Genomic DNA, 25,627 nt, shown 5'->3' with positions numbered 1-25,627 from the left:
GGCGGTTCGGCGCCCCGACTTGCCCGCGAAAGGGCCGACACTTTCCCACAGGCATAAAAAAACCGGCGCTCAAGGCGCCGGTTCTTCTTTCACACCCTCAAAGCCTCACAGCCCGTCGAGCATCGCCTTGTTACGCACAGCGCCCTTGTCGGCGCTGGTCGCCAGCAGGGCGTAGGCCTTCAGTGCAGTGGTGACCTTGCGTGGACGCACTTCGGCAGGTTTCCAGCCCTTCTTGTCCTGTTCGACACGGCGTGCGGCCAACTCTTCGTCGCTGACCAGCAGGTTGATCGAGCGGTTCGGAATGTCGATCAGCACTTTGTCACCGTCCTTGACCAGGCCGATGGCGCCGCCCGAGGCCGCTTCCGGCGAAGCGTGGCCGATCGACAGGCCCGAAGTGCCGCCGGAGAAGCGGCCGTCGGTGAGCAGTGCGCAGGCCTTGCCCAGGCCCTTGGACTTCAGGTACGAGGTCGGGTAGAGCATCTCTTGCATGCCCGGACCGCCTTTCGGGCCTTCGTAGCGGATGATCACGATGTCGCCGGCCTTCACTTCGTCGGCGAGAATGCCGCGCACGGCGCTGTCCTGGCTTTCGAAGATCTTCGCGGTGCCTTCGAACACATGGATCGACTCGTCGACGCCCGCGGTCTTGACCACGCAGCCGTCCAGGGCGATGTTGCCGTAGAGCACGGCCAGGCCACCTTCCTGCGAGTAGGCGTGTTCGAAGCTGCGGATGCAGCCGTTCTCGCGGTCGTCGTCGAGGGTTTCCCAGCGGGTCGACTGGCTGAACGCGGTCTGGGTCGGGATACCGGCCGGGCCTGCCTTGAAGAAGGTGTGCACGGCTTCGTCATCGGTCTGGGTGATGTCCCACTTGGCGATGGCCTCTTCCATGCTGCGGCTGTGCACGGTCGGAAGGTCGGTGTGCAGCAGGCCGCCACGGGCCAGCGAGCCGAGGATGCTGAAGATGCCGCCGGCGCGGTGGACGTCTTCCATGTGGTACTTCTGGATGTTCGGCGCCACCTTGCACAGCTGTGGCACCTTGCGCGACAGGCGATCGATGTCGCGCAGGTCGAAGTCGACCTCCGCTTCCTGGGCGGCAGCCAGCAGGTGCAGGATGGTGTTGGTCGAACCGCCCATGGCGATGTCGAGCATCATGGCGTTCTCGAACGCCTTGAAGTTGGCGATGTTGCGCGGCAGTACCGACTCGTCGTTCTCGCCGTAGTAGCGCTTGCACAGCTCGACGATGGTGCGTCCGGCGGTGAGGAACAGCTGCTCGCGGTCGGCGTGGGTGGCCAGGGTGGAGCCGTTGCCCGGCAGGGCGAGCCCCAGGGCTTCGGTCAGGCAGTTCATCGAGTTGGCGGTGAACATGCCGGAGCACGAACCGCAGGTCGGGCAGGCGCTGCGCTCGTACTCGGCGACCTTTTCGTCACTGGCGGTCGAGTCGGCGGCGATGACCATGGCGTCGACCAGGTCCAGGCCGTGGCTGGCCAGCTTGGTCTTGCCGGCTTCCATTGGGCCGCCGGAGACGAAGATCACTGGGATGTTCAGGCGCAGGGCAGCCATCAGCATGCCGGGGGTGATCTTGTCGCAGTTAGAGATGCAGACGATGGCGTCGGCGCAGTGGGCGTTGACCATGTACTCGACGGCGTCGGCGATGATCTCGCGGCTCGGCAGCGAGTACAGCATGCCGTCGTGGCCCATGGCGATGCCGTCGTCGACGGCGATGGTGTTGAATTCCTTGGCCACGCCACCGGCGCGCTCGATCTCGCGGGCGACCAGCTGGCCCAGGTCCTTCAGGTGCACGTGGCCCGGGACGAACTGGGTGAACGAGTTGGCGATGGCGATGATCGGTTTCTTGAAGTCTTCGTCCTTCATCCCGGTGGCGCGCCACAGTGCGCGGGCACCCGCCATGTTGCGGCCCTGGGTGGAAGTCTTGGAACGATAATCAGGCATGAAGCACTCCTGGCGGCTTAATCAGGTCTCTGGAAAGGGGAGTGAGCTTCTCTTGTCCTTTGCGCCGAAGGCCGGTTGCCGCTGGCACGGATGGGGCCGAAGACAGCGCGGGATCGCCGCGTGCTTGGCCAGAGCTCATAAACCCGCCTGGGGATGTCTGGCGATGAATAGGCCGATTCTACACCGCTGGCGCGACGAGGGAATGACGATGTGTCTGGACGGTGCTTTTCGTCATTTGGACAGGGTGATGTAGGACATCTCCCAAATGCTCTCCCGGCGGTATTTTCCTGGTCTTGCTGCACCTATGATCCCCGCGCCGCATGTGCGGCTTCACGAGCCAAGCCCCCAATGGACCTTCCCAGTTTCAGTTCATCGCGAACCTGCAATCTGGCACTGAGCGCACCGTCGCCAGGGCATCCGGAGGCTTGAGCCCGCATGGCTGAGGTCTGCGGGCGCCTGCTTCGGCGCCTGGAGAACCTCCCATGCAACATCCGACCGACACCCTCGCGACACCCCTCGACTTGCGCCAGGCGGCCCAGGCCCGACGCGATCGACTCCTGCAGCACGCACTGTACGAAGACGGCAGCGCCGGTGCGCTGATGATCAGCGAGTACTCCAGCCTGGACAGTGGCCTGAGCGCGCGCCAGGCCATCGACATGCTGCGGCGCGAAGCCGCAGACGCCGAAACCATCTATCAATCCTACGTCCTCGATGCCCAGCGCAACCTGCTCGGCACGCTGTCGCTGCGTGAACTGATCCTGGCGCCGCCCGACCAGCCGATCGAGGCCATCATGGTGCGCCAGGTGATCTGCGTGACCACGGCGACCCGTCAGGAAGAGGTCGCCCGCTTGATTGGCGATCACGACCTGCTGGCGGTGCCGGTGCTCGATGAGTTGGGGCGGCTGGTGGGGATCGTCACCTGCGACGAAGCGCTGGATGTGATGGTGGAGGAGGCTACCGAAGACTTTCACAAGGGCGCATCGATCACCAATCACATCGGCAATCTCAAGGATGCAACCGTCAGCCTGATGTACCGCAAACGCGTGCTGTGGCTGGTACTGCTGGTATTCGGCAACCTGTTTTCAGGTGCGGGAATCGCAGCGTTCGAGGACACCATCGCCGCGCATATCGCCCTGGTGTTCTTCCTGCCGTTGCTGGTAGACAGCGGCGGCAATGCCGGCGCCCAGTCGGCAACCCTGATGGTGCGCGGCCTGGCCACGGGCGAAGTGGTGCTGCGTGACTGGTTGCGCATGCTCACGCGCGAGTGCGGTGTTGCGCTTGCCCTGGGCGGGACCATGGCACTGGCTGTCGCTTCGTTGGGGGTATTGCGCGGCGGCCCGGAAATCGCACTGATCGTGGCCAGCAGCATGTTGGTGATCGTGCTGATCGGCAGCCTCATCGGCATGAGCCTGCCATTCATGCTCAGTCGCCTGAAGCTTGACCCGGCGACGGCCAGCGGGCCGCTGGTGACCTCGATTGCCGATGCCGTGGGGGTGTTGATCTACTTTGGCATCGCGTCGATGGTGCTGGATATCTGAGTGCACTATACAAGAGCAGCAGCGCTTGCGAGCTGCTGCTCTTCGCTATTACCAGGATGAAGGTTGTTGAACTGCAATCAGTTTGTACTCGCCTATCTGCCTAGAACAATTGCTACTCTCGGAGACGAGAGAGAGTTGCCATTGGGGTGCATGACGACCACCATTTCCATCGTGAGGGATGTATTGAATGTTTCTGGCGCGAGGTAGAGGGTCAAGGGATTTTCGGAGACCGTGTGTTCGGAAATCTTTGCTACTTGGTTATGGTCGTCCAACGCCCACACCAAGACGGTGTCGCCAATGTTTGGCGCAGTATCGAAATTCAGAACGAACGGATAGCCTCCAGACTCTTCGACCGGTGCCATCACGGCTGGCGAGTAATCGCTGTCGCGCAAAATGTGCTTTGGCTCCACGAGTGGAACTTGCCGTGCCCCGTTGAACGACACTGAAAACGGAATGATGTGATGGCCATCGACTTGGTAGAAGACCGTCGTTTTGCCGCCGGCAGTCAGGCGCGTCTTTTCGGCGGAAAAACGAACGGTGAGTGGAGTGTTGGTATCGACGACAACGGCTTCGATAATTTCGCTGGAATTGGCATTCGTCCCTGCCATCATCACTCGCACGCGATCCCCCACACGGATGTCCTTGTAGGGCCGAATAATGACCTCAAGGCCTTTGTCCAGATCTTCCCACGACACCTGACCGTCTCGGATCGCGGGTACCTGTGGCATATACCATTTCGCATCGAATTCATACTCGACGGGTTCAGAATATTCGTTTTCTGGCCACACTATGTAGGACAGCTCGACGCGCTCACCCAACAGTCGCTTGAGCTGCTCGGCGGAGAAGGCAACAGGGGTGTCGTCGTAGTCTTTTTTAAAGATCACTTTCGATACTTCATGGCCTGCTTGGGTCTTCAATAAAACTTGCAAACCTATAAATGTATCGGTGGGTTTGTGATTCACCTTCACATGGATGCCGCGCTTCAGGTCATCCAGATCTACGAAACCGTTTTTGGCTTCCACAATGTATGGCGCAGCAGGTGCTTGATTCCTGGAACGTTCCATTTCCAACCTCAACTATAGACCGAGCGGTGCCTGCAGCGGCGGATTGATATTCGGTCTGATTAGAGTATGGCGTTGCGGGACTGTCTACTGACAAAAATACCAGGTCGTTATATGTCCGTAATTGATTGATGGACCGCCTGTTGAGGCGGTCCCGGGTAGGTGAACGGAGCACTAGGCGCTGATCAGGATGCCGTGCGGGTGTTTATCTACTTTGGTATCGCGTCGATGGTGCTGGATATCTGAGCAGGATTTAGCCAGGGCGGCGTTGCGATCATGGGCAGTCGGTAGTTATCTAGTGCCTGGCTGCCCGCCGGGTCATTAGCCTGACGTCTTCTTGCGCTCGCAAAGGACTTGAATTATGCGCCCGTTTCACTCCCTGGCGGGCTTTGCCTGCCTGCTGTGCTGTCTTTCCGGCAATACCTTCGCCCATGAGGACGATGCCTACGCCCACGATCGTAAAGACCCCTTCACCGACAAGAGCCGCTGGATGCAAGCCATCCGCGACGACGTGCGCCTGAGCGAGCTCGCGTTGCCCGGCACCCATGACTCGGCGACCTTCGATGTCAGCGTATTTCCGGTGGTCGATGACATCGTCACCACTCAGGTGCTGAACTTCGACGAGCAGTTGAAGTACGGTATCCGTGTATTCGACCTGCGCATCCGGCGTACGGGCGATGCATTTGCGCTGCACCACGGGCCGGTGTACCTGGACAAGATGTTTGGCAGCGCGCTGCAGTCTATCCGTAATTTCCTGCAGGCCAACCCCAGTGAAACCGTGCTGTTCAGGATCAAGGAGGAACACACGCCAGACAGCAATGCCAATCGGCTGTTACCGGAGGTGTTCGACCAGTACATGCAGCAGTTCTCGGAGGTCTATCTGCGCGAGCCGCGAAAAAGCCTCACGCTGGGTGAGGCTCGTGGCAAGTTCGTGGTGTTGTCCAACATCTCCAACCTCAACCCTTATGGGCTGAGCTACAGCAGCTTCGATATCCAGGACGACTCGACCCTGACGAGCAACTGGGACCTGCACGAGAAGTACCTCAAGGTCAGGCGCCAGTTGCACCGGGCTTCGGCTGGGAGTGCGGAGACGTTCTACATCAACTACCTGTCGGGCAGCGTGGGGTCGTTCCCTTACTTCGTGGCCAGCGGCCACTCCAGCCCGGGTACTGCCGCGCCCAGGCTGTCTACGGGGCTGCTTGCGCTGGGCGAGTCCGACTGGTTTCCGCATTTTCCCCGCACCACGTGCGTGGGGAAGCTGTGCACCATTTCCTTTGAAGGTATGAACACCCTGGCGCGGGACGATATCGAGGATCTCAACGGCCCGCAGCCAACGGTCAGGACCGTGGGCATCATCATGGCCGACTTCCCGGGGGAGTCGCTGATCGCCAACATCATCGCCAACAATCACCACACATTGCATGACCTGGGGCTGTAGGCCAGCCCCAGGCAGGTGGGTCAGCTGTTGGGCAGCAACCGGCAGGTGATGCTCTTGATGTAGCGGGTTTCGGCGATTGCCGGGTGCACTGGGTGGTCCGGACCCTGGCCGCCGCGCTCGAGCAGTTGCAGGTTGCGGTCCAGGTGGCGGGCACTGGTCAGCAGGATGTTGTTCAGGTCATCTTCGGGCAGGTGCATGGAGCACGAAGCGCTGACCAGGATGCCGTCCTTGTTGAGCATGCGCATGGCCTGCTCGTTGAGGCGGCGGTAGGCGGCCTCGCCGTTCTTCAGGTCCTTCTTGCGCTTGATGAAGGCGGGTGGGTCGGCAATGATCACGTCGAAGCGTTCTTCGGCGGCCTTGAGTTCGCGCAGGGCCTCGAACACGTCGCCTTCGATGCAGGTCAGCTTTTCGGCAATGCCGTTGAGCGCGGCATTGCGCTCGACGCCATCCAGGGCAAAGCCCGAGGCATCGACGCAGAACACTTCGCTGGCGCCGAAGGCCCCGGCCTGTACGCCCCAGCCACCGATGTAGCTGAACAGGTCGAGCACGCGCTTGCCCTTGACGTAGGGCGCCAGGCGCGCACGGTTCATGCGGTGGTCGTAGAACCAGCCAGTCTTCTGGCCTTCACGTACCGGCGCTTCGAACTTCACGCCGTTCTCTTCCAGCGCGACCCAGTCGGATACTTCGCCGTAGACGGTCTCGACATAGCGCTCCAGGCCTTCGGCATCGCGCGCGGCGGAGTCATTCTTGAACAGGATGCCGCTGGGCTTGAGCACCTGTACCAGGGCAGCGATCACCTCATCCTTGTGCGCTTCCATGGTGGCCGAGGCCAGTTGCACCACGAGAATGTCGAAGAAGCGGTCGACCACCAGGCCCGGCAGCAGGTCGGAGTCGCCGTAGACCAGGCGGTAGCAGGGTTTGTCGAACAGGCGCTCACGCAGCGACAGGGCGACGTTCAGGCGGTGCACCAGCAGCGACTTGTCCAGCGGCAGCTTGGCATCGCGCGACAGCAGGCGGGCACAGATCAGGTTGTTCGGGCTCACCGCCACCACGCCCAGCGGCTTGCCGTTGGCCGCCTCGAGGATCGCCTGCTGCCCGGCCTTCAGGCCTTGCAGCGGAGTCGCGGCGACATCGACTTCATTGCTGTAGACCCACAGGTGGCCGGCGCGCAGGCGGCGGTCGGCATTGGCTTTGAGGCGAAGGCTGGGCAGGGACATGACGTCGCTCCGGAAAAAAGAGCGGGAGTATACCGCGTTGGCCTGGGGTTCGCTGGTGGGCTGGATGAAGTGTCGGCCTCATCGCGGCTAAAGTTAACCGCCCAGGGAACGATCCAGTGGTTGGTGCCCTGCAGGAGTACAGGGTTAGAATCTCTCGTCATTTCCGAGTGTGTACCCATGTCCCAGGAACTTTCCGCCGAACAGATCCAGCAAGCCTTGCAAGGCATCACCATTCCGCCGCAGCCGCAGATCATGGTGGACCTGCAGTTCGAGCAGTACATGCCCGATCCGGACCTGGAGACGATCGCCAAGCTCATAGCGCAGGATCCTGGTCTGGCCGGTGCACTGCTCAAGCTGGTGAACTCCCCGCATTTCGGGTTGGCCAACAAGATTGGCTCGATCCAGCGCGCCGTAAACCTGTTGGGCAGCCGCTCGATCATCAACCTGATCAACGCGCAGTCGATCAAGGGCGAGATGAGCGACGAAACCATCGTCACCCTCAACCGCTTCTGGGACACCGCCCAGGACGTCGCGATGACCTGCCTGACCCTGGCCAAGCGCACCGGCATCCAGGCGGTGGACGAGGCCTACACCCTTGGCCTGTTCCATGATTGCGGCGTGCCGCTGATGCTCAAGCGCTTCCCGACCTACATGGAAGTGCTGGAGGACGCCTACGCCAAGGCCGACGAACAAACGCGGGTGGTGGACACCGAGAACCGCGCGTTCAACACCAACCATTCGGTGGTGGGCTACTTCACCGCCAAGTCGTGGCGCCTGCCGGAGCATATCAGCGCGGCCATCGCCAACCACCACAACGCCCTGGCGGTATTCCGCGACGAGTCTTCACGCAACACCCAGACCCAGCTGAAGAACCTGCTGGCGGTGCTGAAAATGGCCGAACACATCTGTGCGTCGTACCGCGTGCTGGGCAACCAGAGCGTCGACCACGAGTGGAACGTCGTCGGGCCGCTGGTGCTGGACTACATCGGGCTGTCGGAGTACGACTTCGAGAGCCTCAAGCAGAACATCCGTGAAATGAGTGGCCACTGATCCATGCCTGAGTTGCCAGAAGTCGAGACCACCCGGCGCGGGATCGCGCCGTACCTGGAAGGCCAGCGAGTCAGCCGCGTGGTGGTGCGTGACCGGCGCCTGCGCTGGCCGATCCCCGAGGATCTGGATGTGCGCCTGTCGGGGCAGCGCATCGTCAGCGTCGAGCGGCGGGCCAAGTACCTGCTGATCAACGCCGAGGTGGGCACCTTGATCAGCCACCTGGGGATGTCTGGCAACCTGCGGTTGGTCGAGCTCGGGCTGCCGGCGGCCAAGCATGAACATGTGGACATCGAGCTGGAGTCGGGGCTGATGCTGCGCTACACCGACCCGCGTCGGTTCGGCGCCATGCTCTGGAGCCAGGACCCGCTGGGTCACGAGCTGCTGGTGCGCCTGGGGCCGGAGCCATTGACCGACCTGTTCGACGGCGAGCGGTTGTTCCAGCTGTCACGCGGGCGGTCGATGGCGGTCAAGCCGTTCATCATGGACAACGCCGTGGTGGTGGGGGTGGGCAACATCTACGCCACCGAGGCGCTGTTCGCCGCGGGCATCGATCCACGCCGCGAGGCGGGCGGGATCAGCCGGGCGCGTTATCTGAAGCTGGCGATCGAGATCAAGCGCGTGCTGGCGGCGGCCATCGAGCGTGGTGGCACCACGTTGCGCGATTTCATCGGTGGCGATGGGCAGCCGGGGTATTTCCAGCAGGAACTGTTCGTGTATGGGCGTGGCGGTGAGGCCTGCAAGGTGTGCGGGACCGAGCTGCGGGACGTGAAGCTGGGGCAGCGCGCTAGTGTGTTCTGCCCGCGCTGTCAGCGCTGAGATTCGTTCGGCGAACAGCCATTCAGCGCGCCGCAGCTTTGCGGGTCACTCCAGCACTGCGGCCTCACCGACCCCGCGCGGATCGCTGGCCGCCTCGAGCGTCCCGGCGCGTTTGTCCCAGTACAGCACCTGCTGGTTCCCATAGCTGCGCTGCACATCCTTGAGCTCATAGCCGCGTGCACGCAGCGCGGCTTTCTGCCGCTCATCGAAGGTGCCGGGCTCGTGCTCGATCACATCTGGCAGGTACTGATGGTGATAGCGGGGAATCGCCGGCCATTCGCTCACCGGCCGCCCTTCGAGAAAGCCGAGCATCGACAGCAGCACCATGCTCGGGATTCGGCTGCCGCCGGGCGTGCCGAAGCTGGCGAACTGTGACGGACTTTCGATGAAACTCGGGCTCATGCTCGACAGTGGGCGCTTGCCCGCGGCCACCGCATTGGCCTGGCTGCCGGCCAGGCCGTAGCTGTTGCTGCCTGTGGGGTCGGCGGCGAAATCGTCCATCTCGTTGTTCAGCACCACGCCGCTGCCGGGTACGGTAAAGGCTGCACCGAAGGGCAGGTTGACCGACAGCGTGGCCGACACGGCATTGCCCGCAGCATCGATCACGCTGAAGTGAGTGGTGTGGTCGCCCTCGCGCCAGGCGGGCGCGGGCGGCAGGGCGCTGCTGGGCGTGGCATCGTGCACGTCGATGCTGTCGGCAAGTCCGGTCAGATAGTGGCGTGCCAGCAGGCGGTTGATCGGGTTGGTGACGTAGTCCGGGTCGCCGAGCAGGCCGCGATCGCGGTAGGCGCGGCGCAGGATTTCTACCACATAGTGACTGCGTTGCACGGGTTCTGCGCTCTGCCAAGGCAGGCGCTGGAGCATCGCCAGGCTCTGCGCCAAGGCCACGCCGCCGGCAGACGGCGGTGGGCTGCTGATCAGCTCGCGCTGGTCTGCCAGGGGATAGCGCAGTGGCTGGCGCCAGACCGTGCGGTAGTTGGCGAGATCGTCGAGGGTCCAGACACCGCCAGCGCGGCGCACACCCTCGACAAGCTGGCGGCCAACCGTCCCACGGTAGAAACCGTCGCGCCCCCGATCGGCCATTGCTTGCAGGGTGGCGGCCAGTTCCGGCTGGCGGATCACGCTGCCCAGGGCGGGGACCTGGTTCTCGCGCAGGAACAGCCGGGCGCTTTCCGGGTCGTCACGCAGCGCGTTCAGGCGCATGGTCGCGCGATCGCGGTAGATGCGGTCTACGGCAAAGCCTTGGTTGGCGAGGCGGATGGCTGGCGCGAGGCTGTCCCTGAGCGGCAGTTTGCCGTGGGTCGCCGCGAGATCTGCCAGCGCCTGGGGCAGACCTGGGATGGCCGCCGCCAGCGCACCGTTGATCGAAAGCCCCTGCCGGACCTTGCCGTCTTCCAGGTACATGCCTGGGGTGGCGGCACCCGGCGCGCGCTCGCGGGCATCCAGGAAGCGGTAGTGCGCAGTATCGGACTGTTCGCGCAGCAGGAAGAAACCGCCGCCGCCCAACCCCGAGCCATAGGGCTCGACCACCGCCAGCGTGGCGCTGATGGCGATGGCGGCATCGAACGCGTTGCCGCCCTGCTCCAGAACCTCTCGTGCCGCTGCAGTGGCATCGGCATGGGGGCTGGCAATGGCGGCGCGCCCTGGTCCGTCCGCCAGGGCGGCGGTAGCCAGCAGCGCCAGTGCGGCGCCGAGCAATGCGCGGCCAATCGCGGCGACGAACGGCATCAGGCCTTGCCGGTGATCCGGCGGTACTTGGCCATCAGCTCGTCTTCGGTTTCCGGATGGGCTTCATCCAGCGGGATGCAGTCAACCGGGCAAACCTGCTGGCACTGGGGTTCGTCATAGTGGCCAACGCACTGGGTGCAGAGGTTCGGGTCGATCACGTAGATCTCTTCGCCTTGCGAGATGGCGGCGTTCGGGCACTCGGGTTCGCAGACGTCGCAGTTGATGCAATCGTCGGTGATGATCAGGGACATTGGGACTCCGGCCGGGGCTCGGCGCCCGGGCATGTATCAAAGCAATGGGCACAATTGTGCCGCATTAACGCCCGCAGTGCACGCGGGCGCGAGGCTTTGTCGCGCAAGTGCCGGTTGGCGACGTGGCGTACAAAGCCGAACTCAGGCCGCTGCGATCACTTCTTGAAGCGTACGGTCAACGCTTCGGCCACCGCCGGGTGGACGAACTTGGTGATATCCCCGCCCAGCGCCGCAATCTCGCGGACCAGCGTCGAGGAAATGAACGAGTAGCGCTCCGACGGCGTGAGGAACAGGCTCTCGACGTCCGGCGCCAGTTGGCGATTCATGTTCGCCAGCTGGAACTCGTACTCGAAGTCGGACACCGCACGCAGGCCCCGCAGGAACACGTTGGCGCCCTGTTCCTTGGCGAAGTGCGCCAGCAGGGAGGAGAAGCCGATGACTTCGACATTGGGCAGGTGCTTGGTGACCTCGCGGGCCAGCTCGACCCGTTGTTCCAGCGGGAACAGGGGGTTTTTCTTGGGGCTGGCCGCCACGGCGATGATCACGTGATCGAACAGCCGCGAGGCGCGCTCGACCAGATCGCCATGGCCTTTGGTAATGGGGTCGAAAGTGCCCGGGTACAACACTCGGTTCATCGCGTCATCCTGGCTGGAGTGCGTTGGGGAGTCGGATGGTAGCGCAGCGACTGCTGCCCGGCCAAGTCATGCGACCGGATGATGGCACTATAGACAGTACGGCTATTGGCTGTCATGCGCCCTTTGCGCTCAGCGGATGAACAGCTTGTATACGAGGCGCTGCAGGGCTTTTCCGTAAGGCGGGTAGATCAGCCGGGCGGCGTTGATACGCTGTTTGGCCAGTACCGCCTTGGCTTTGCTGAAGGTCTGGAAACCTTCGCGACCATGGTAATGACCCATGCCAGAGGGGCCGATGCCGCCGAAGGGCAAGTCGTCCTGGGCGACATGCAGCAGGGTGTCGTTCAGGCACACCCCGCCGGAGTGTGTGTGCTGCAGCACCTGCGCCTGCTGACTGCGGTCGTAACCGAAGTAGTACAGCGCCAGCGGGCGTGGGCGCTGATTGATGTAGGCCAGGGCCTCATCCAGCGCGTCATAGGCGACCAGCGGTAACAATGGGCCGAAGATTTCGTCCTGCATCACCTGCATGTCGTCGTTCACATCCAGCAGCAGATGAGGTGGCAGCCTGCGGCCCTGGCGCGGCTCGTCGGGGTACAGGTCGAGTACCTGGGCGCCTTTGTCGCGGGCGTCGGCGAGCAGGCGCTCGAGGCGCTCCAACTGGCGCGGGTTGATGATCGCGCTGTAGTCGGGGTTGTCTGCGATGCGTGGGAAAAGGCGCTGCACCGCCCGTCGATAGGCCTGCGCGAAGTCGTCCAGGCGCTGACGCGGGACCAGCACGTAATCGGGTGCCACGCAGGTCTGCCCGGCATTGAGGGTCTTGCCGAAGGCAATGCGCTCGGCGGCACTGGCCAGTGGCACGTCGTGGGAGACGATGGCGGGCGACTTGCCGCCCAGCTCGAGCGTGACCGGCGTGAGGTTGTGCGCGGCGGCCAGCATGACCTGGCGGCCGATGCTGGTGGCGCCGGTAAACAGCAGGTGATCGAAGGGCAGGCGGGCAAAGGCCTGGCCGACCTCGACCTCGCCCAGCACCACACTCACCAGGTCGCCAGGGAAAACATGCTCGAGCAACTGCTTGAGGGCATGGCCGGTACGTGGTGTGGCCTCGCTGAGCTTGAGCATGACCCGGTTGCCCGCCGCCAGGGCACCGGTCAGCGGGCCGATAGCCAGAAACAGCGGGTAGTTCCACGGCACGATGATGCCCACCACCCCCAGTGGTTGCGCCAGCACTCGCGCGCTGGCCGGCTGGAAGGCCAGGCCGACGCGGCGCCGGGCAGGTTTCATCCAGCGCCGCACATGACGCTCGGCATGGCGCAGGCCCTGCACGGATGGCAGCAGCTCGGCCAGCAGGGTTTCATCGGCACTGCGCCCGCCGAAGTCGGCATCGACGGCTTCGATCAGCGCCTGCTGGTTTGCAACCAGGGCCTCACGCAGGCTTTTCAGCCACTGGATACGCTGCGCGGCGGGCGGCATGGGGTTGCCTGCGAAGGCCTGGCGTTGCTCGGCGAACAACTGCTCAAGAACAAGGTCGGATGGCTCAAGAGGCATGGCTGTGGACGAACGCATGGCAGCTCCGCGCAGAGGGGCGAGTTCTCGAGCTTATACTCTAATCGGCGTCGATCTGTGAATGTCCGCGGGGTGCACCGCCCGTGGAATAAACCGTAAGATGGCTCGTCATACGAAGCCCGCAGACCTGGATACCCGCATGGCCCCGCGCATGAAGACCCGTGAGCGCATCGTGCAAAGCAGCCTCGAACTGTTCAACCAGCAAGGCGAGCGCAGCGTCAGCACCAATCACATTGCCGCGTTCATGGAAATCTCTCCCGGCAACCTGTACTACCACTTCCCCAACAAGCAGGCGATCATCGCGTTGCTGTTCAGCCAGTACGAAGAGCTGGTGGACAGCTTCCTGCGCCCGCCGCAAGGCCGGGCGGCCACCGTCGAGGACAAGCGCTTCTACCTCAAGGCATTGCTCGCGGCGATGTGGAACTATCGCTTTCTGCACCGCGACCTCGAGCACCTGCTGGAGAGCGACCCGGAGCTGGCCGCACGTTACCGGCGCTTCTCCCAGCGTTGCCTGCAGCAGGGGCAGGCGATCTATCGTGGCTTCGTCGAAGCGGGCATCCTGAACATGCTGCCGACTCAGATCGAGTCGCTGACCATCAATGCCTGGATCGTGCTCACCTCCTGGGTGCGTTTTCTCAGCACCACCCGCGAGCATTCCGCGCACCTGGGTGAAGAAGCCTTCAAGCGCGGCGTCTATCAGGTGCTGGTTTTGGAGCTGGGGTTCGTCACCGCCAGCTCCCGCGCCGCCGTGGATGCGCTGTGCAGCGAATTTCACGTTCCGTTCAACCAGGCCCTGGAACATTGATCCGGGCCTTTCGAGCCATCGATAGGAGATTGTCATGCCCCTTGCGCAACTGATCACCCCGCAGCAGCTGGCCGAGCGTCTGGACTCGCCGGGGCTGGTGATCCTCGACTGTCGCTTCGCCCTGGAGGATGTGGACTACGGCCAGCGCAGCTATGCCGAGGGGCATATCGCCGGTGCGCATTTCGCGGACCTGGAGCGCGACCTGAGCGGGCCTGTGGTCAAGGGGCAGACCGGCCGTCACCCACTGCCTGAGCCTAGCCTTCTGGTCGAGCGCCTGAGCAAGTGGGGCCTGGACAATGACAGCCAGGTGGTGCTGTACGACGACGGCCCTGGTGCCTTCGCAGCCCGCGCCTGGTGGCTGCTGGCCTGGCTGGGCAAGCGCGATGCGGTGTTCATCCTCGACGGCGGCCTCAAAGCCTGGCATGCCGCGCACCTGCCGTTGAGCCTGGACCCGCCAGTGCAGCACGAGGGCAACTTCGAGGGTAAGGCCGATGCGAAGCTGCTGATCGATGCCGAGCACCTGGCCAAGCGCCTGGGCAGCGCCGATCTGACCTTGATCGACGCCCGCGCCTTGCCGCGTTTTCGCGGTGAAGTCGAGCCGATCGACCCTGTTGCCGGGCACATTCCCGGCGCGCAGTGCGCGGCGTTCACCGACAACCTCGGTGCGGACGGGCGTTTCCTGCCGGTCGAGCAGCTCAAGCAGCGCTTCGCCGAGAAGCTGGCGGGGCGTGCGCCGGAACAGTTGGTCGCGTATTGCGGTTCTGGCGTCACGGCGTGCCACAACCTGTTTGCCCTGGCACTGGCGGGATACCCGCTGGGACGCCTGTACGCAGGATCCTGGAGCGAATGGATCAACGATCCCAAGCATGGTGTGGCTACCGGCGACTGAGGCGACCCAGCGTCAGCGTCCTTCCAGCAACCACTGCGGAATCCGGCGTTCGAGGTAATACCCCGGATTACGCAGGCTGCCGTCGACAAAGCCGACGTGCCCGCCACGGCGGTGCAATTCGAAATGAGTCTGCGGTGCCAGCTCCTGCGCCACCGGCAGGCTGTGGCCGAACACGAACGGATCGTCCTGTGCGTGGATGATCAGCGTCGGTGTGCGGTTTTCCCCCAGGTAATAGCGACTCGATGCGCGGCGGTAGTAGTCGTGGGCATCGCTGAAACCGTTGAGCGGCGCGGTCACCCGGCCATCGAAATCCCAGAAGGTCCTCAGGTTGCGTAGCGGCCCCAGGCGCTCCAGCGCGGCCAGCCCTTCGCTGTGGCCACGGGCCTGGAAGTGCCTCTGCTTGTTCTGCACGTAGGCCAGCATCTCGCGCATGAAGTGCGCCTGGTAGACCTTGCTGAAACCCATGCCAATGCGGTCGGCGCATTGATCCAGGCGAAATGGCACAGACACGGCCACCGCCGCTTCGAGCTGGCTGGCCGAGCCACTTTCGCCCAGGTACTTCAACAGCACGTTGCCGCCCAGCGAGTAGCCCACGGCATACAGCGGCGCCAATGGTCGTTGCGCGCGCAGATGGCGGATGGTTTCGGCCAGGTCTTCGCTGGCGCCGGAGTGATAACTGCGGGCAAGCAGGTTGGGTTCGCCGGAGCAGCCTCGCCAGTTCAGCGCGACGCTGGCCCAGCCACGCGCCTGCAGCGCTTGCTGCAGGCCTTTTACGTAAGGGGAGTCGGAGGAACCGGTCAGGCCGTGCAGGATCAGCACCAGCGGCGTGTCTGCCTGATGCGGGCCGTGCCAGTCCATGTCGAGGAAGTCGCCGTCGGCCAGCCACAGGCGTTCGCGGCTGCGCTCAAGCCTTGGGGGCTTGCGCCAGAGCGGCCCCCACAGGGTCTGCAGGTGCGGATTGGACAGCCCGACGGCGGGGCGAAAGGTGAAGGCGTGGCTGGACATGCTGGAACTCGTGATGTGCCTGCCTAGAATGCCATGAAACCCCGCCGTCATGCCTGTGCTATTGGTCGCTGGGCGAGGGTGCGAGTGGTTGCTGGTCGGCAGGCCCGCCCACAGTGATCAGTATCTTGCGGTCCAGGTCGAATCGACGTCGGATCACCTCGTGGACGACTGCAGGTGTTTGTTCGCGCAACCGATCGGTGTAGGTGTCGAGGTAGTCGTCTGGCAGGTCGTGACTGGCAAGGTAGGCCAAGCGCTCGGCAAGTTGGCCATTCGTGGCGACCTCCTTGAGGCATTTACCTGCGAGTCTCTGTTGCGCCAGTTGCAGTTCTTCCAGCGTTGGCCCTTCCTGAGCAAAGGCCAGCAACAGGGCGTCCACCCGCTCGACACTGGTCTGGAGATGCTGCGGTTTGACGTCCCATCTGATCGATAACCTGCCAGCGGTGCTGGATGCTGTGAAGTCCGAGTCGATGTGGTAGGTCAGTTCCAGGCGTTGCCGGAGCTCTTGCATGAGGCGGGAGCTGAAGCCGCCACCTAACACTTCGTTGGCCAACTGCAGCGGGAGATGTTCGGCCTCGGTGGGCGGCACGTTCATGGGCAGTGTCAACTGAGCGAGGATGTTGGGTACGCTCCAGGGCAGGTGCCGTGTTACCGCCACTGACGAGGGAACCGGTGGCAGGTGTGCGGCCGTCCACCCCTGGGGCAATGCCGAGCTGATGTCCTGCGCCAGGGCGACGGCCGCCTCCCGGGATAGATCGCCGACAATCGCGATGTCCAGGTTACTCGCGCAATACGCCTTGCGATGGAATGCCTTCAGGTCATCGACGGTCAATGCGTCGACGTGCTCAGGGGTGCTCAAGACGCTTTCATAGGGGTGGCCTTGGTAGAGGTGGTGATACAGCTCGATTACTGGTTGCCAGTGTTGCGATTTTCGCCACGCCCCGTCCTGAGCGTTGACTCGGGTCTTAATTGTTTTGAGTGCGTCGGCCGGGAAGTCGGGGTGGGCGAGCATGGAGGCGAGCAGTGTCACGGCGGGGGTGAGAATTTCAGGTGCACTTAGTGTGCGCAGGGAGAACGTTGCGTGATCGAGGCGTATATCCTTGCTGACGATGGCCCCCAGTTCCTGCATCCGCCTGTCCCGTTCGGCCGCCTCCAGACCGTCGCTGCCTTTGTCGAGCATGTGCAAGGTCACGGCCGCGAGGCCATGGTGGTCCTGGTCGGTCGAGGTGCCTGCCTTGAAGCGTAGTTTGATATCCACTATCGGCAGCCCCCGCGTTTCCACGAACATCACGCGTGTGCCGTTATCGTTCCGCCATGATTGCACCGAGGTGCTGATCTGCTCGAATGCATTGAGGTTCAGGCCTTGTGCGCTAGTGAGTCCTGTCGGGATGTCATTCATCATTCGTCTCCTCGAGCATGAAGGTGGCCATCAGCCGGTCCTCGGTCAGATAAAGGCTTGCCACCTGGCGAACCTGTTCTACGGTCACGGCTTCGAGCGTTTGTCGCTCCTGCTCCAAAAGGTGCGGGTCCAGGCCACAGACGGCGTAGCGGCGGATGGTCTCTGCCTGGTTGGCGATGTCATCGCGGGCAAAGACCTTGTTCGACATGAATTGCACCTTGGCGCGATTGAGGTCCCTTTCAGTGAAGGGGGTGCGATGGAGCGTGGCGATTTCCTGCATGATCCTGTCGAGCGCCTGGGCAGGCGTGCCTATGGACGTGTTGGTATGGGCCCGAATTTCCAGGAGGCTGTCTGCGCGTTTGAATGCGTCATAGTCCACTGACAAGTTGAGCAAGATGAGTTCGTCGCTCAACAGTCGCTGGCGCAGGAAGGCGCTAGCACCTTTGCCCAGCAATTTCGGCAGCAACTGCAGTGCGCAAGCCTCCTCGTTGGAGGGCGCTGTGGCCAGGCTGGGGACGCCGAAGCTCATCAGCAATCCCTCTGTCAGCCCCTTGAGACGCAGTGTCTGCGTGCGCCGCCCAGATGCTGCGGTTCTTTCCAGCGGCTTGAGCGGCGGAAGTTCGGCAGCCTCGAAGGCGCCAAAATGGCGCTCGACCAGCTCGCGCAAGCGAGGCATGTCCGTGGCCCCGACGACCACGAGCGTGGCGTTGTTCGGGTGATACCAATGCCGGTGCCAGTCGCGTGCGGTGTCGATTGTCAGCGCGTCCAGGTCTTCTGGGCGCCCGATGACGGGAGTGGCGTATGCTCCGTTGCCATAACAAAATGTTTTGTGTGCCTCAAGGGCACGGCCCAGGGCTGTCCCCTCTACATGGCTGCGCCGCTCTGCCTTGACGATCTCCAGGACCTTGGCGAAGGCCGACGCTTCAAGCGTCGGGCGGAACGTGATGTCGGCCAGGGCCTCCAGGGCGATTTCAAGGCGGCTGGCCGGCAGGGTCAACGGAAAATAGGTGTTGTCGCTGTCGGTGAAGGCATTTGGCGAAGCGCCCAGTCGGTTCATGAAGGAAATGTACTCGCCCTGGGCCAGTTTGCTGCTGCCATCGAATACCAAGTGTTCCAAGGCATGGGAAAGCCCCGAATTGCCGGCTGGCTCATGGCTGGCACCGACGTGTAAGGACAGTTGTACGCTGACCAGAGGTGCGCGGTGATCTTCTTGAAGGTAGATGCGCAGGCCATTGGCCAGGGTGGCGTGCTGCAGGTGTGAGGCGCGAGCGGCGGTGCTCGGAAGGGCTAGAGGCATGGGCTGCTCCTGATTGAGTTGGCAGGAGCAGCCTCGATGATCGGTGAGGTGGGGAGGCGGTAATTAATTAACCGGTGTTACCCCCGCTGCCACAGTGCGTAATGCACCTGTCCGGTCTTCTTTTCCCGGTGCAGGCGCCAGTTGCCGGGCATCGGCAGGTTGGATGGCGCTGTTTCGCTCTCGGTATAGACCCAGGCCTGTTCGTGCAGCCACTGATGCTCCTCCAGCAGGTTGCAGACGTTGGCCAGCAGGTCCTTGTGGAAGGGCGGGTCGAGGAATACCACATCGAACTGCTGCTTGGCCGGGCCGCCGAGATAACGCAGGGCGTCAATCTGCAGGATCTGCCCACGGGGGCAGCGCAGCAGCTCGAGGTTGTGCTTGAGGTTGGCGATGGCTGCAGGGTTGCTGTCCAGTGCCACGGCATCTTCGGCACCGCGCGAAAGGGCTTCGAGCACCAGGGCTCCGCTGCCGGTGAAGGCGTCCAGCACGCGGGCGCCTTCGATGTAGGGGGCCAGCCAGTTGAACAGGGTTTCACGCACGCGATCGGGTGTCGGGCGCAGGCCTTCCCCATCGGGCACCGCCAGGCGACGGCTGCGCCATTCGCCGGCGATGATGCGCAGGTGGCCAGCCCCCTTGCTTTGGGGCTGGGCGGGGTTGGACGGTCTTGCCATCAGTGCTCCGGTACGCCGAGCGGCTGCTCGGACGGTTTGTCTGTGGGCGGTGGCAGCGGCTTTTGCGGCACGCTCGGGCCTGCGGTGACGATCACCAGCTTGTCCACCGCCAGGTGCTTGTTCATCGCCGTCTTGACCTGCTCGACGGTCAGCGCCTGGGATTGTTGCATGAAGTCTTCGAGCCAGGTCAGCGGCAGGTTGTAGAAGCCGATGGCGCCCAGTTGGCCAACGATGCTCGCGTTGCTGGCATTCGAGAGCGGGAAGCTGCCGGCCAGCTCACGTTTGGCATCGTCGAGCTCTTGCTGGGTCGGGCCGTTCTTCAGGTAGTCGGCGAGGATGTCCTGGACCAGCTTGAGCGTACCTTCGCTGAGTTCGGCGCGGGTCTGCAGGTTGATCATGAACGGGCCGCGCACCTGCATCGGGCTGAATACCGAGTACACACCGTAGGTGAGGCCGCGTTTTTCCCGCACCTCGCTCATCAGGCGGGTGCCGAAAGAGCCGCCACCCAGGATCTGGTTGCCCAGCGACAGCGCCGGCCAGTCAGGGTCCTGGCGAGTGATGCCCAGTTCGGCGAGCATCAGGTGGGTCTGCTTGGACGGGAAATCGATATGAGTCGCGCCCGGCTTGGGCTGCGACGGTTCGCCAGGGCTGGCCAGTGCCGGGCCCTTGGGCAGGGTGGCGGAGAGCTGCGCGGCGATGGTTTCGGCTTCACTGCGGCTGAGGTCGCCGACCAGGGCGATCACGGCATTGCCGGCAGCGTAGGCCTTCGCGTGAAAGTCGCGCAGTTGTACCTGGGTGATACCCGGGATGCTTTCGGCGGTGCCGTCGCTGGGGTGAGCGTAGGGATGGCTGCCGTAGAGGTTGGCGAACAGCGCCTTGCCGGCCAGCTTGCCGGGGTTCTGCTTCTCGTACTCGAAACCGGCCAGCAACTGGTTCTTGATGCGCTTGAGGGCGTCTTCAGGGAAGGTTGGCTTGCCGACCACGTCGGCGAACAGCTTCAGCGCCGGGTCGCGTTTGTCCGGGGCGCTCAGGCTGCGCAGCGTGGCCACGGCCATGTCGCGATACGAGCCGTTGCCAAAGTCGGCACCGAGCCCCTCGAAGCCTTGGGCGATCGCGGTGACGTCCTTGCCGGCCACACCCTCGTTGAGCATGGCGTTGGTCAGGGCGGCCAGACCGTAGACGCTGCCGTCCTGGCTGCTGCCGGCGGCGAAGGTCACGCGCAGGTCGAACATCGGCAGCTCTCGGGCTTCGACGAACAGGACCCGCGTGCCTTCGGCTGTGGTCCAGTTCTGGATGTTCAGTTGGCGCCGGCTGGGGGATTTGCCGTCGAGCTCGGCCATCGACTGCAGGGTATTGGCCGGGCGTGCGGCGTTGCTGTCGGGCTGACCGGCGGCATTGTCCGGTTGCGCCGGGCGGGCCAGCAGCAGGGCCAGCGCCACGATCGCAGCCAGGATGCCGAGGCCGAACAGGGTATAGCGGGGGGCGCGGCGATCACTCATGAGCGGACTCCTCGGGAAGAACGTGGGCAACGCTCAGGCGTTCGCGGGTGAAATAGGTGCGTGCGGCGTCCTGGATGTCCTGCGGCGTGACGCGCTTGAGGTCGTCCAGCTCGCTGTCGATCAGCTTCCACGAAAGGCCCACGGTTTCCAGCTGACCGATGGTGGTGGCCTGGCTGCTGATCGAGTCGCGGTCGTAGACCAGGCCGGCGATGACCTGGGCGCGCACGCGCTCCAGCTCCTCGGCGGTGGGTGGCGTGTTCTTGAGCTCGTCCAGCAACTGCCAGACGCCTTTCTCGACGTCGGCGAGGGTTTTCTGCTTCTGTACGTTCGGGGTGGCCGAGATCAGGAACAGGCTGTCACCCCGGGTGAAGGCGTTGTAGCTGCTCGAGGCACCGGCCACCAGCTCCTGGCCGCGCTCGAGGCGTGCCGGCATGCGCGCACTGTAGCCGCCGTCGAGCAGCGCCGAGATCAGGCGCAGGGCCTGGGCGCTGCGTGGGTCCTTGGCGGTGGCCAGGCCCGGGACGTTGAAGCCGTAGATCAGGCTCGGCAGTTGGGTGCGCACGTGCAGGGTGAGCTGGCGCTGGCCGGGCTCGGCCAGTTCCAGTGGCAGTTTGGCGGGAGGAATGGCGCGTTTGGGGATGGCGGCAAAGTATTTGTTCGCCAGGCCCTTGACCTCATCGACGGTGACATCGCCCACCACCACCAGCGTGGCGTTGTTCGGTGCATACCAGGATTCGTACCAGTGGCGCAGTTCCTCGACCTTCATCCGCTCGAGGTCGGCCATCCAGCCGATGGTCGGGGTGTGGTAGCCGCTGGCGGGGTAGGCCATGGCGCGGAACAGCTCGAAGGCCTTGGCGTTGGGCTGGTCGTCGGTGCGCAGGCGGCGCTCTTCCTTGATGACCTCGATTTCGCGGCTGAACTCGTCGGCCGGCAGGCGCAGACTGGCCAGACGGTCGGCCTCGAGCTCCAGGGCCACCGGCAGGCGGTCGCGGGCCAGCACCTGGTAATAAGCGGTGTAGTCATCGCTGGTGAAGGCGTTCTCTTCGGCACCGAGATCGCGCAGGATGCGTGAGGCCTCGCCCGGACCGACCTTGGCGCTGCCCTTGAACATCATGTGCTCGAGGGCGTGGGAGAGGCCGGTCTGGCCGGGTGTCTCGTAGCTGGAGCCGACCTTGTACCAGATCTGCGATACCACCACTGGCGCGCGATGGTCTTCGCGCACCACGACCTTCAGGCCGTTGTCGAGGATGAATTCGTGGGTCGGTTGCGTATCGGCGGCCAGGGCCGCAAGCGGCAGGCAGAGCGTGCCGAGCAACAGGCCAGCGGCGCGGCGGGCTAGAGCATTCATACGATGGTTAACCTGTACGACGGCCCGCGGGGTTTAGCGTAGGCGGGCCAGGAGGTGCTAGGATACTGATCCGGTTGCCTGGCGACCATGCCTGTCGCCGTTCTGGCCCACAGGACACTACGACAAAACGTTGCGCATGAACCAGCCGGCTTCAAGAGAGTCTGTTCTGCGTATAGAGAATTCCCGATGCCCAATGATGGTGCATCGCCACCCTGAGATAGCCGTCTTCCATGTTTGGTTCCAACGACGACAAGAAAGCGCCGGCCGAGGCCGGTGAAAAGAAAGGCCTGTTCGGCTGGTTTCGCAAGAAGCCGCAGCAACCTGTCGCCGAACAGCCGCAAGCCCCCGAGCAGCCCGTTAACGAGCCGGTAGCGCCATCCACGCCCGTCGAGCAGGCCGTTGTCGCTGCGCTCGAGCCGGTTGTCGCCGATGCGCCGGTTGTGCCAGATGAAGTGCCACCACCGGTAGAAGCTCCCCAGGCCACGCCTGAGCAGCCTGTCGAGGTCGAAACCCCTCCACCAGTCAGCAATCTGGTATTGCCTGTCGCCGAGGAACCCGTGGCGCTGGTCCCTGACCTGGAACCGAGCGAACCGCCAGCCATTCCCGAGCGCCCTGTCGCGATCCCTGAACCTGTGGCGGCGGTTGTCATCGAGCCTGAGCCAGTAGTTGTCACGCCTGCGCCTGCACCGGTGGCGCCCGAGCCTGCCCTGGCCGAGCCAGAAGCCGCCGTTGCCGCCACCGAGCAGTCCAAGCCCGGCTTCTTCGCCCGCCTCAAGCAGGGCCTGTCCAAGACCAGCGCCAGCATTGGCGAAGGCATGGCCAGCCTGTTCCTGGGCAAGAAAGTCATCGACGACGACCTGCTCGACGAGATCGAAACTCGCCTGCTCACTGCCGACGTGGGCGTCGAGGCCACTTCGCTGATCGTCCAGAACCTCACGCAGAAAGTCGCCCGCAAGCAGTTGGCAGACGCCGATGCGCTGTACAAGTCGCTGCAGGAAGAGCTGGCCGCGCTGCTGCGCCCGGTCGAGCAGCCTCTGAAGATCGAAGCCCGGAGCAAGCCCTATGTGATCCTTGTCGTCGGCGTGAACGGCGCGGGCAAGACCACCACCATCGGCAAGCTGGCCAAGAAGCTTCAGCTCGAAGGCAAGAAGGTCATGCTCGCTGCCGGTGACACCTTCCGTGCGGCTGCGGTGGAGCAGTTGCAGGTCTGGGGCGAGCGCAACCAGATCCCGGTGATCGCCCAGCACACCGGCGCCGACTCGGCCTCGGTGATCTTCGATGCCGTACAGGCCGCCAAGGCCCGTGGCGCCGACGTGCTGATCGCCGACACCGCCGGGCGTCTGCACACCAAGGATAACCTGATGGAGGAGCTGAAAAAGGTCCGTCGGGTCATCGGCAAGCTGGATGCCGACGCGCCGCATGAGGTCCTGCTGGTGCTGGACGCAGGGACCGGACAAAACGCCATCAGCCAGGCCAAGTACTTCAACCAGAGCGTCGAGCTGACCGGCCTGGCCCTGACCAAGCTGGACGGCACCGCCAAGGGCGGTGTGATCTTCGCCCTGGCCAAGCAGTTCAGCCTGCCGATCCGCTTCATCGGGGTCGGTGAGGGTATCGACGATCTGCGCACCTTCGAGGCCGAACCCTTCGTCAAAGCCCTGTTTGCCGAGCGTGAGCACCCATGATCCGATTCGAGCAGGTCGCCAAGCGCTACCCCAATGGCCATGTCGGCCTGCATGAGCTGAGCTTCCGGGCACGCCGGGGCGAATTCCTGTTCGTCACCGGCCACTCCGGCGCGGGCAAGAGCACCTTGCTGCGCCTGCTGCTGGCGATGGAGCGTCCGACCAGCGGCAAGCTGCTGCTGGCCGGCCAGGACCTGGGCCAGATCAGCAATGCGCAGATCCCGTTCCTGCGCCGCCAGATTGGCGTGGTGTTCCAGAACCACCAGTTGCTGTTCGACCGCACCGTGTTCAACAACATCGCGTTGCCGCTGCAGATCCTCGGCCTGTCCAAGGTGGAGATCGCCAAGCGCGTGGATTCGGCGCTGGAGCGCGTGTCGCTGTCGGACAAGGGCGAGCTGTTCCCTGCTGATCTGTCGACCGGACAGCAGCAACGTGTGGGCATCGCCCGCGCCATCGTTCACCAGCCGGCGCTGCTGCTGGCGGACGAACCCACCGGTAACCTCGACCCGCGGCTGGCCGCAGAGATCATGGGCGTGTTCGAAGACATCAACCGCCTGGGCACCACGGTGCTGATCGCCAGCCACGACCTGGCACTGATCGCGCGCATGCGTCACCGCATGCTGACGCTTCAGCGCGGACGACTGATCGGCGATGGGGAGGCCGGACAATGAGCACTACGCGTACGCCAAAGGTCTCCGAGCGTGTTGCGCCCAAGGCCGCAGACACAAAACCGGAAAAACAGCGCGGCGGCCACGACGACGATGGTCCGGATTTCCGAACCCTGTTGAACGCCTGGCTGGAAAGCCATCGCGCCAGCCTTGCCGACAGCCTTCGCCGCCTGGGCAAGCAGCCGATCGGCAGCTTCTTCACCTGCCTGGTGATGGCTGTGGCGCTGAGCATGCCCATGGGCCTGTCGCTGCTGCTGAAGAATGTCGAGAAGCTCGGCGGCTCCTGGCAGCGCGCGGCGCAGATTTCGCTCTACCTCAAGCTTGACGCGGGCAGCAAGGAGGGTGAAGCGCTGCGCGATGAGATCAAGGGCATGCCCGGCGTGGCCGAGGCGACCTATGTCAGCCGCGAGCAGGCGCTGCAGGAGTTCCAGCAGCAATCCGGCCTGGGCGAGGCCTTGCGCGAGTTGCCGGACAACCCGCTGCCCGGTGTGGTGGTGGTGACGCCGACCGAAGTCGACAAGCCGGCGCTCGAAGCCTTGCGCCAGCGCCTGTCTGAGTTGCCGCGGGTCGAAGTGGCGCAGTTGGATCTGGTTTGGGTCGAGCGCCTGGCGGCGATTCTCAAGTTGGGTGACCGTTTTGTCTTCGGCCTGGCGGTCATGCTGATTTCCGCACTGCTTTTGGTAATTGGTAACACAATTCGCCTGCACATCGAGAACCGCCGTGTCGAGATCGAAGTGATCAAGCTGGTCGGCGGCACCGACAGCTACGTACGCCGCCCCTTCCTCTACATGGGAGCCTTGTATGGCCTGGGTGCGGGCGTGCTGGCCTGGGGTATCCTGGCGTTTGGCCTGAACTGGCTGAACGACGCGGTTGTCGGGCTTTCCGGGCTGTACAACAGTGACTTCGCCCTGGGTGGGGTGCCAGGCTCCGATGGTCTGTCACTCTTGATTGGTGCAGTACTCTTGGGGTATATCGGTGCTTGGATTGCGGTCGCTCGCCACTTGAACGAGCTTGCACCGCGATAATGCTTTCTTGCCAGCATTGACTTTTTTTCATCCAGGAACTTGTTTCGTGGTTCCGGGTCAATGATGGCAGTGCCCACAAGGCACGAGTCCAGTGAGTCGGAGGT

General features: G+C 63.7%; 22 protein-coding genes. 9 read left to right on the top strand and 13 right to left on the bottom strand.

The window, feature by feature from the left end:
* Positions 1-105: 105 nt before the first annotated feature.
* Positions 106-1,947, bottom strand: coding sequence for a dihydroxy-acid dehydratase (gene ilvD, locus ACK3BK_RS24295; RefSeq protein WP_054891146.1), 1,842 nt, complete (start codon positions 1,945-1,947; stop codon positions 106-108).
* A 482-nt stretch (positions 1,948-2,429) separates the two neighbouring features.
* Between ilvD and mgtE the strand changes: the two genes are divergently transcribed.
* A complete protein-coding gene (mgtE, locus tag ACK3BK_RS24290; RefSeq protein WP_411383470.1) occupies positions 2,430-3,485 on the top strand; it encodes a magnesium transporter in 1,056 nt (351 codons plus the stop codon).
* Between the two features lie 92 nt (positions 3,486-3,577).
* Here mgtE and ACK3BK_RS24285 read toward each other — a convergent pair whose 3' ends face one another.
* A complete protein-coding gene (locus ACK3BK_RS24285) occupies positions 3,578-4,549 on the bottom strand; it encodes a hypothetical protein (RefSeq protein ID WP_411383469.1) in 972 nt (323 codons plus the stop codon).
* 358 nt (positions 4,550-4,907) lie between these two features.
* Between ACK3BK_RS24285 and ACK3BK_RS24280 the strand changes: the two genes are divergently transcribed.
* A complete protein-coding gene (locus tag ACK3BK_RS24280; RefSeq protein ID WP_411383468.1) occupies positions 4,908-5,984 on the top strand; it encodes a phosphatidylinositol-specific phospholipase C in 1,077 nt (358 codons plus the stop codon).
* Positions 5,985-6,004: 20 nt separating this feature from the next.
* On the opposite strand, the gene ACK3BK_RS24275 is transcribed toward ACK3BK_RS24280, so the two are convergent.
* The gene (locus ACK3BK_RS24275) at positions 6,005-7,201 is read right to left on the bottom strand and encodes a class I SAM-dependent rRNA methyltransferase (RefSeq protein ID WP_411383467.1); all 1,197 of its coding nucleotides are present in this window, start codon (positions 7,199-7,201) and stop codon (positions 6,005-6,007) included.
* Between the two features lie 231 nt (positions 7,202-7,432).
* Between ACK3BK_RS24275 and ACK3BK_RS24270 the strand changes: the two genes are divergently transcribed.
* Positions 7,433-8,251, top strand: coding sequence for an HDOD domain-containing protein (locus ACK3BK_RS24270; protein WP_411384516.1), 819 nt, complete (start codon positions 7,433-7,435; stop codon positions 8,249-8,251).
* Between the two features lie 3 nt (positions 8,252-8,254).
* Positions 8,255-9,067: a bifunctional DNA-formamidopyrimidine glycosylase/DNA-(apurinic or apyrimidinic site) lyase gene (gene mutM / locus ACK3BK_RS24265; protein WP_063541651.1), complete on the top strand. Its 813-nt coding sequence runs from the start codon at positions 8,255-8,257 to the stop codon at positions 9,065-9,067.
* Positions 9,068-9,112: 45 nt separating this feature from the next.
* Here the strand turns inward: mutM and ggt are convergent, their stop codons facing one another.
* The 4 genes from ggt to ACK3BK_RS24245 form a co-directional block, all read right to left on the bottom strand.
* Positions 9,113-10,795, bottom strand: coding sequence for a gamma-glutamyltransferase (gene ggt / locus ACK3BK_RS24260; protein WP_411383466.1), 1,683 nt, complete (start codon positions 10,793-10,795; stop codon positions 9,113-9,115).
* Positions 10,795-11,046 (bottom strand): YfhL family 4Fe-4S dicluster ferredoxin, encoded by a 252-nt coding sequence (locus tag ACK3BK_RS24255; RefSeq protein WP_011531711.1) that lies wholly within the window; start codon positions 11,044-11,046, stop codon positions 10,795-10,797. The genes ggt and ACK3BK_RS24255 overlap by 1 nt, the downstream gene beginning before the upstream one ends.
* A gap of 155 nt (positions 11,047-11,201) precedes the next feature.
* Entirely contained in the window at positions 11,202-11,681 is a 480-nt protein-coding gene (gene coaD, locus ACK3BK_RS24250) for a pantetheine-phosphate adenylyltransferase (protein WP_063541647.1), read from the bottom strand.
* Positions 11,682-11,810: 129 nt separating this feature from the next.
* Positions 11,811-13,241 carry a coniferyl aldehyde dehydrogenase gene (locus tag ACK3BK_RS24245; protein WP_411383465.1) on the bottom strand — a complete coding sequence of 477 codons (1,431 nt, stop codon included), beginning with the start codon at positions 13,239-13,241 and terminating at the stop codon, positions 11,811-11,813.
* 139 nt (positions 13,242-13,380) lie between these two features.
* Here ACK3BK_RS24245 and ACK3BK_RS24240 point away from each other — a divergent pair, with 139 nt between their 5' ends.
* Both ACK3BK_RS24240 and ACK3BK_RS24235 read left to right on the top strand, forming a co-directional pair.
* Positions 13,381-14,046, top strand: a complete 666-nt coding sequence (locus tag ACK3BK_RS24240) for a TetR/AcrR family transcriptional regulator (protein ID WP_186666097.1) — start codon at positions 13,381-13,383, stop codon at positions 14,044-14,046.
* 34 nt (positions 14,047-14,080) lie between these two features.
* Positions 14,081-14,935 carry a sulfurtransferase gene (locus ACK3BK_RS24235; protein ID WP_411383464.1) on the top strand — a complete coding sequence of 285 codons (855 nt, stop codon included), beginning with the start codon at positions 14,081-14,083 and terminating at the stop codon, positions 14,933-14,935.
* A gap of 12 nt (positions 14,936-14,947) precedes the next feature.
* Here the strand turns inward: ACK3BK_RS24235 and ACK3BK_RS24230 are convergent, their stop codons facing one another.
* The 6 genes from ACK3BK_RS24230 to ACK3BK_RS24205 form a co-directional block, all read right to left on the bottom strand.
* Positions 14,948-15,940: a hydrolase gene (locus ACK3BK_RS24230; protein ID WP_186665565.1), complete on the bottom strand. Its 993-nt coding sequence runs from the start codon at positions 15,938-15,940 to the stop codon at positions 14,948-14,950.
* A 58-nt stretch (positions 15,941-15,998) separates the two neighbouring features.
* Complete coding sequence (locus tag ACK3BK_RS24225) at positions 15,999-17,336, bottom strand: M16 family metallopeptidase (protein ID WP_411383463.1); 1,338 nt, start codon at positions 17,334-17,336, stop codon at positions 15,999-16,001.
* Positions 17,329-18,633, bottom strand: a complete 1,305-nt coding sequence (locus tag ACK3BK_RS24220; protein WP_411383462.1) for a M16 family metallopeptidase — start codon at positions 18,631-18,633, stop codon at positions 17,329-17,331. Before ACK3BK_RS24220 ends, ACK3BK_RS24225 begins: the two co-directional genes overlap by 8 nt.
* A gap of 77 nt (positions 18,634-18,710) precedes the next feature.
* On the bottom strand, positions 18,711-19,304 hold the full coding sequence (rsmD, locus tag ACK3BK_RS24215; RefSeq protein WP_186665570.1) for a 16S rRNA (guanine(966)-N(2))-methyltransferase RsmD: 594 nt from the start codon (positions 19,302-19,304) through the stop codon (positions 18,711-18,713).
* On the bottom strand, positions 19,304-20,803 hold the full coding sequence (locus ACK3BK_RS24210; RefSeq protein WP_186711775.1) for a M16 family metallopeptidase: 1,500 nt from the start codon (positions 20,801-20,803) through the stop codon (positions 19,304-19,306). Before ACK3BK_RS24210 ends, rsmD begins: the two co-directional genes overlap by 1 nt.
* On the bottom strand, positions 20,796-22,151 hold the full coding sequence (locus ACK3BK_RS24205) for a M16 family metallopeptidase (protein WP_054891160.1): 1,356 nt from the start codon (positions 22,149-22,151) through the stop codon (positions 20,796-20,798). The genes ACK3BK_RS24210 and ACK3BK_RS24205 overlap by 8 nt, the downstream gene beginning before the upstream one ends.
* Positions 22,152-22,381: 230 nt before the next feature.
* Here ACK3BK_RS24205 and ftsY point away from each other — a divergent pair, with 230 nt between their 5' ends.
* From ftsY to ftsX, 3 genes are read left to right on the top strand one after another with little or no spacing between them, the layout of a single operon-like run.
* Positions 22,382-23,833, top strand: a complete 1,452-nt coding sequence (gene ftsY / locus ACK3BK_RS24200; RefSeq protein WP_411383461.1) for a signal recognition particle-docking protein FtsY — start codon at positions 22,382-22,384, stop codon at positions 23,831-23,833.
* The gene (gene ftsE, locus ACK3BK_RS24195; protein ID WP_186665578.1) at positions 23,830-24,501 is read left to right on the top strand and encodes a cell division ATP-binding protein FtsE; all 672 of its coding nucleotides are present in this window, start codon (positions 23,830-23,832) and stop codon (positions 24,499-24,501) included. Before ftsY ends, ftsE begins: the two co-directional genes overlap by 4 nt.
* Positions 24,498-25,523: a permease-like cell division protein FtsX gene (gene ftsX / locus ACK3BK_RS24190; protein WP_186721490.1), complete on the top strand. Its 1,026-nt coding sequence runs from the start codon at positions 24,498-24,500 to the stop codon at positions 25,521-25,523. Before ftsE ends, ftsX begins: the two co-directional genes overlap by 4 nt.
* Positions 25,524-25,627 lie beyond the last annotated feature (104 nt).

This window comes from Pseudomonas sp. L7, assembly GCF_046605565.1.
In the GTDB taxonomy this organism is placed as follows: domain Bacteria; phylum Pseudomonadota; class Gammaproteobacteria; order Pseudomonadales; family Pseudomonadaceae; genus Aquipseudomonas; species Aquipseudomonas wayambapalatensis.
This window is presented reverse-complemented; position numbering and strand designations above follow the sequence as displayed.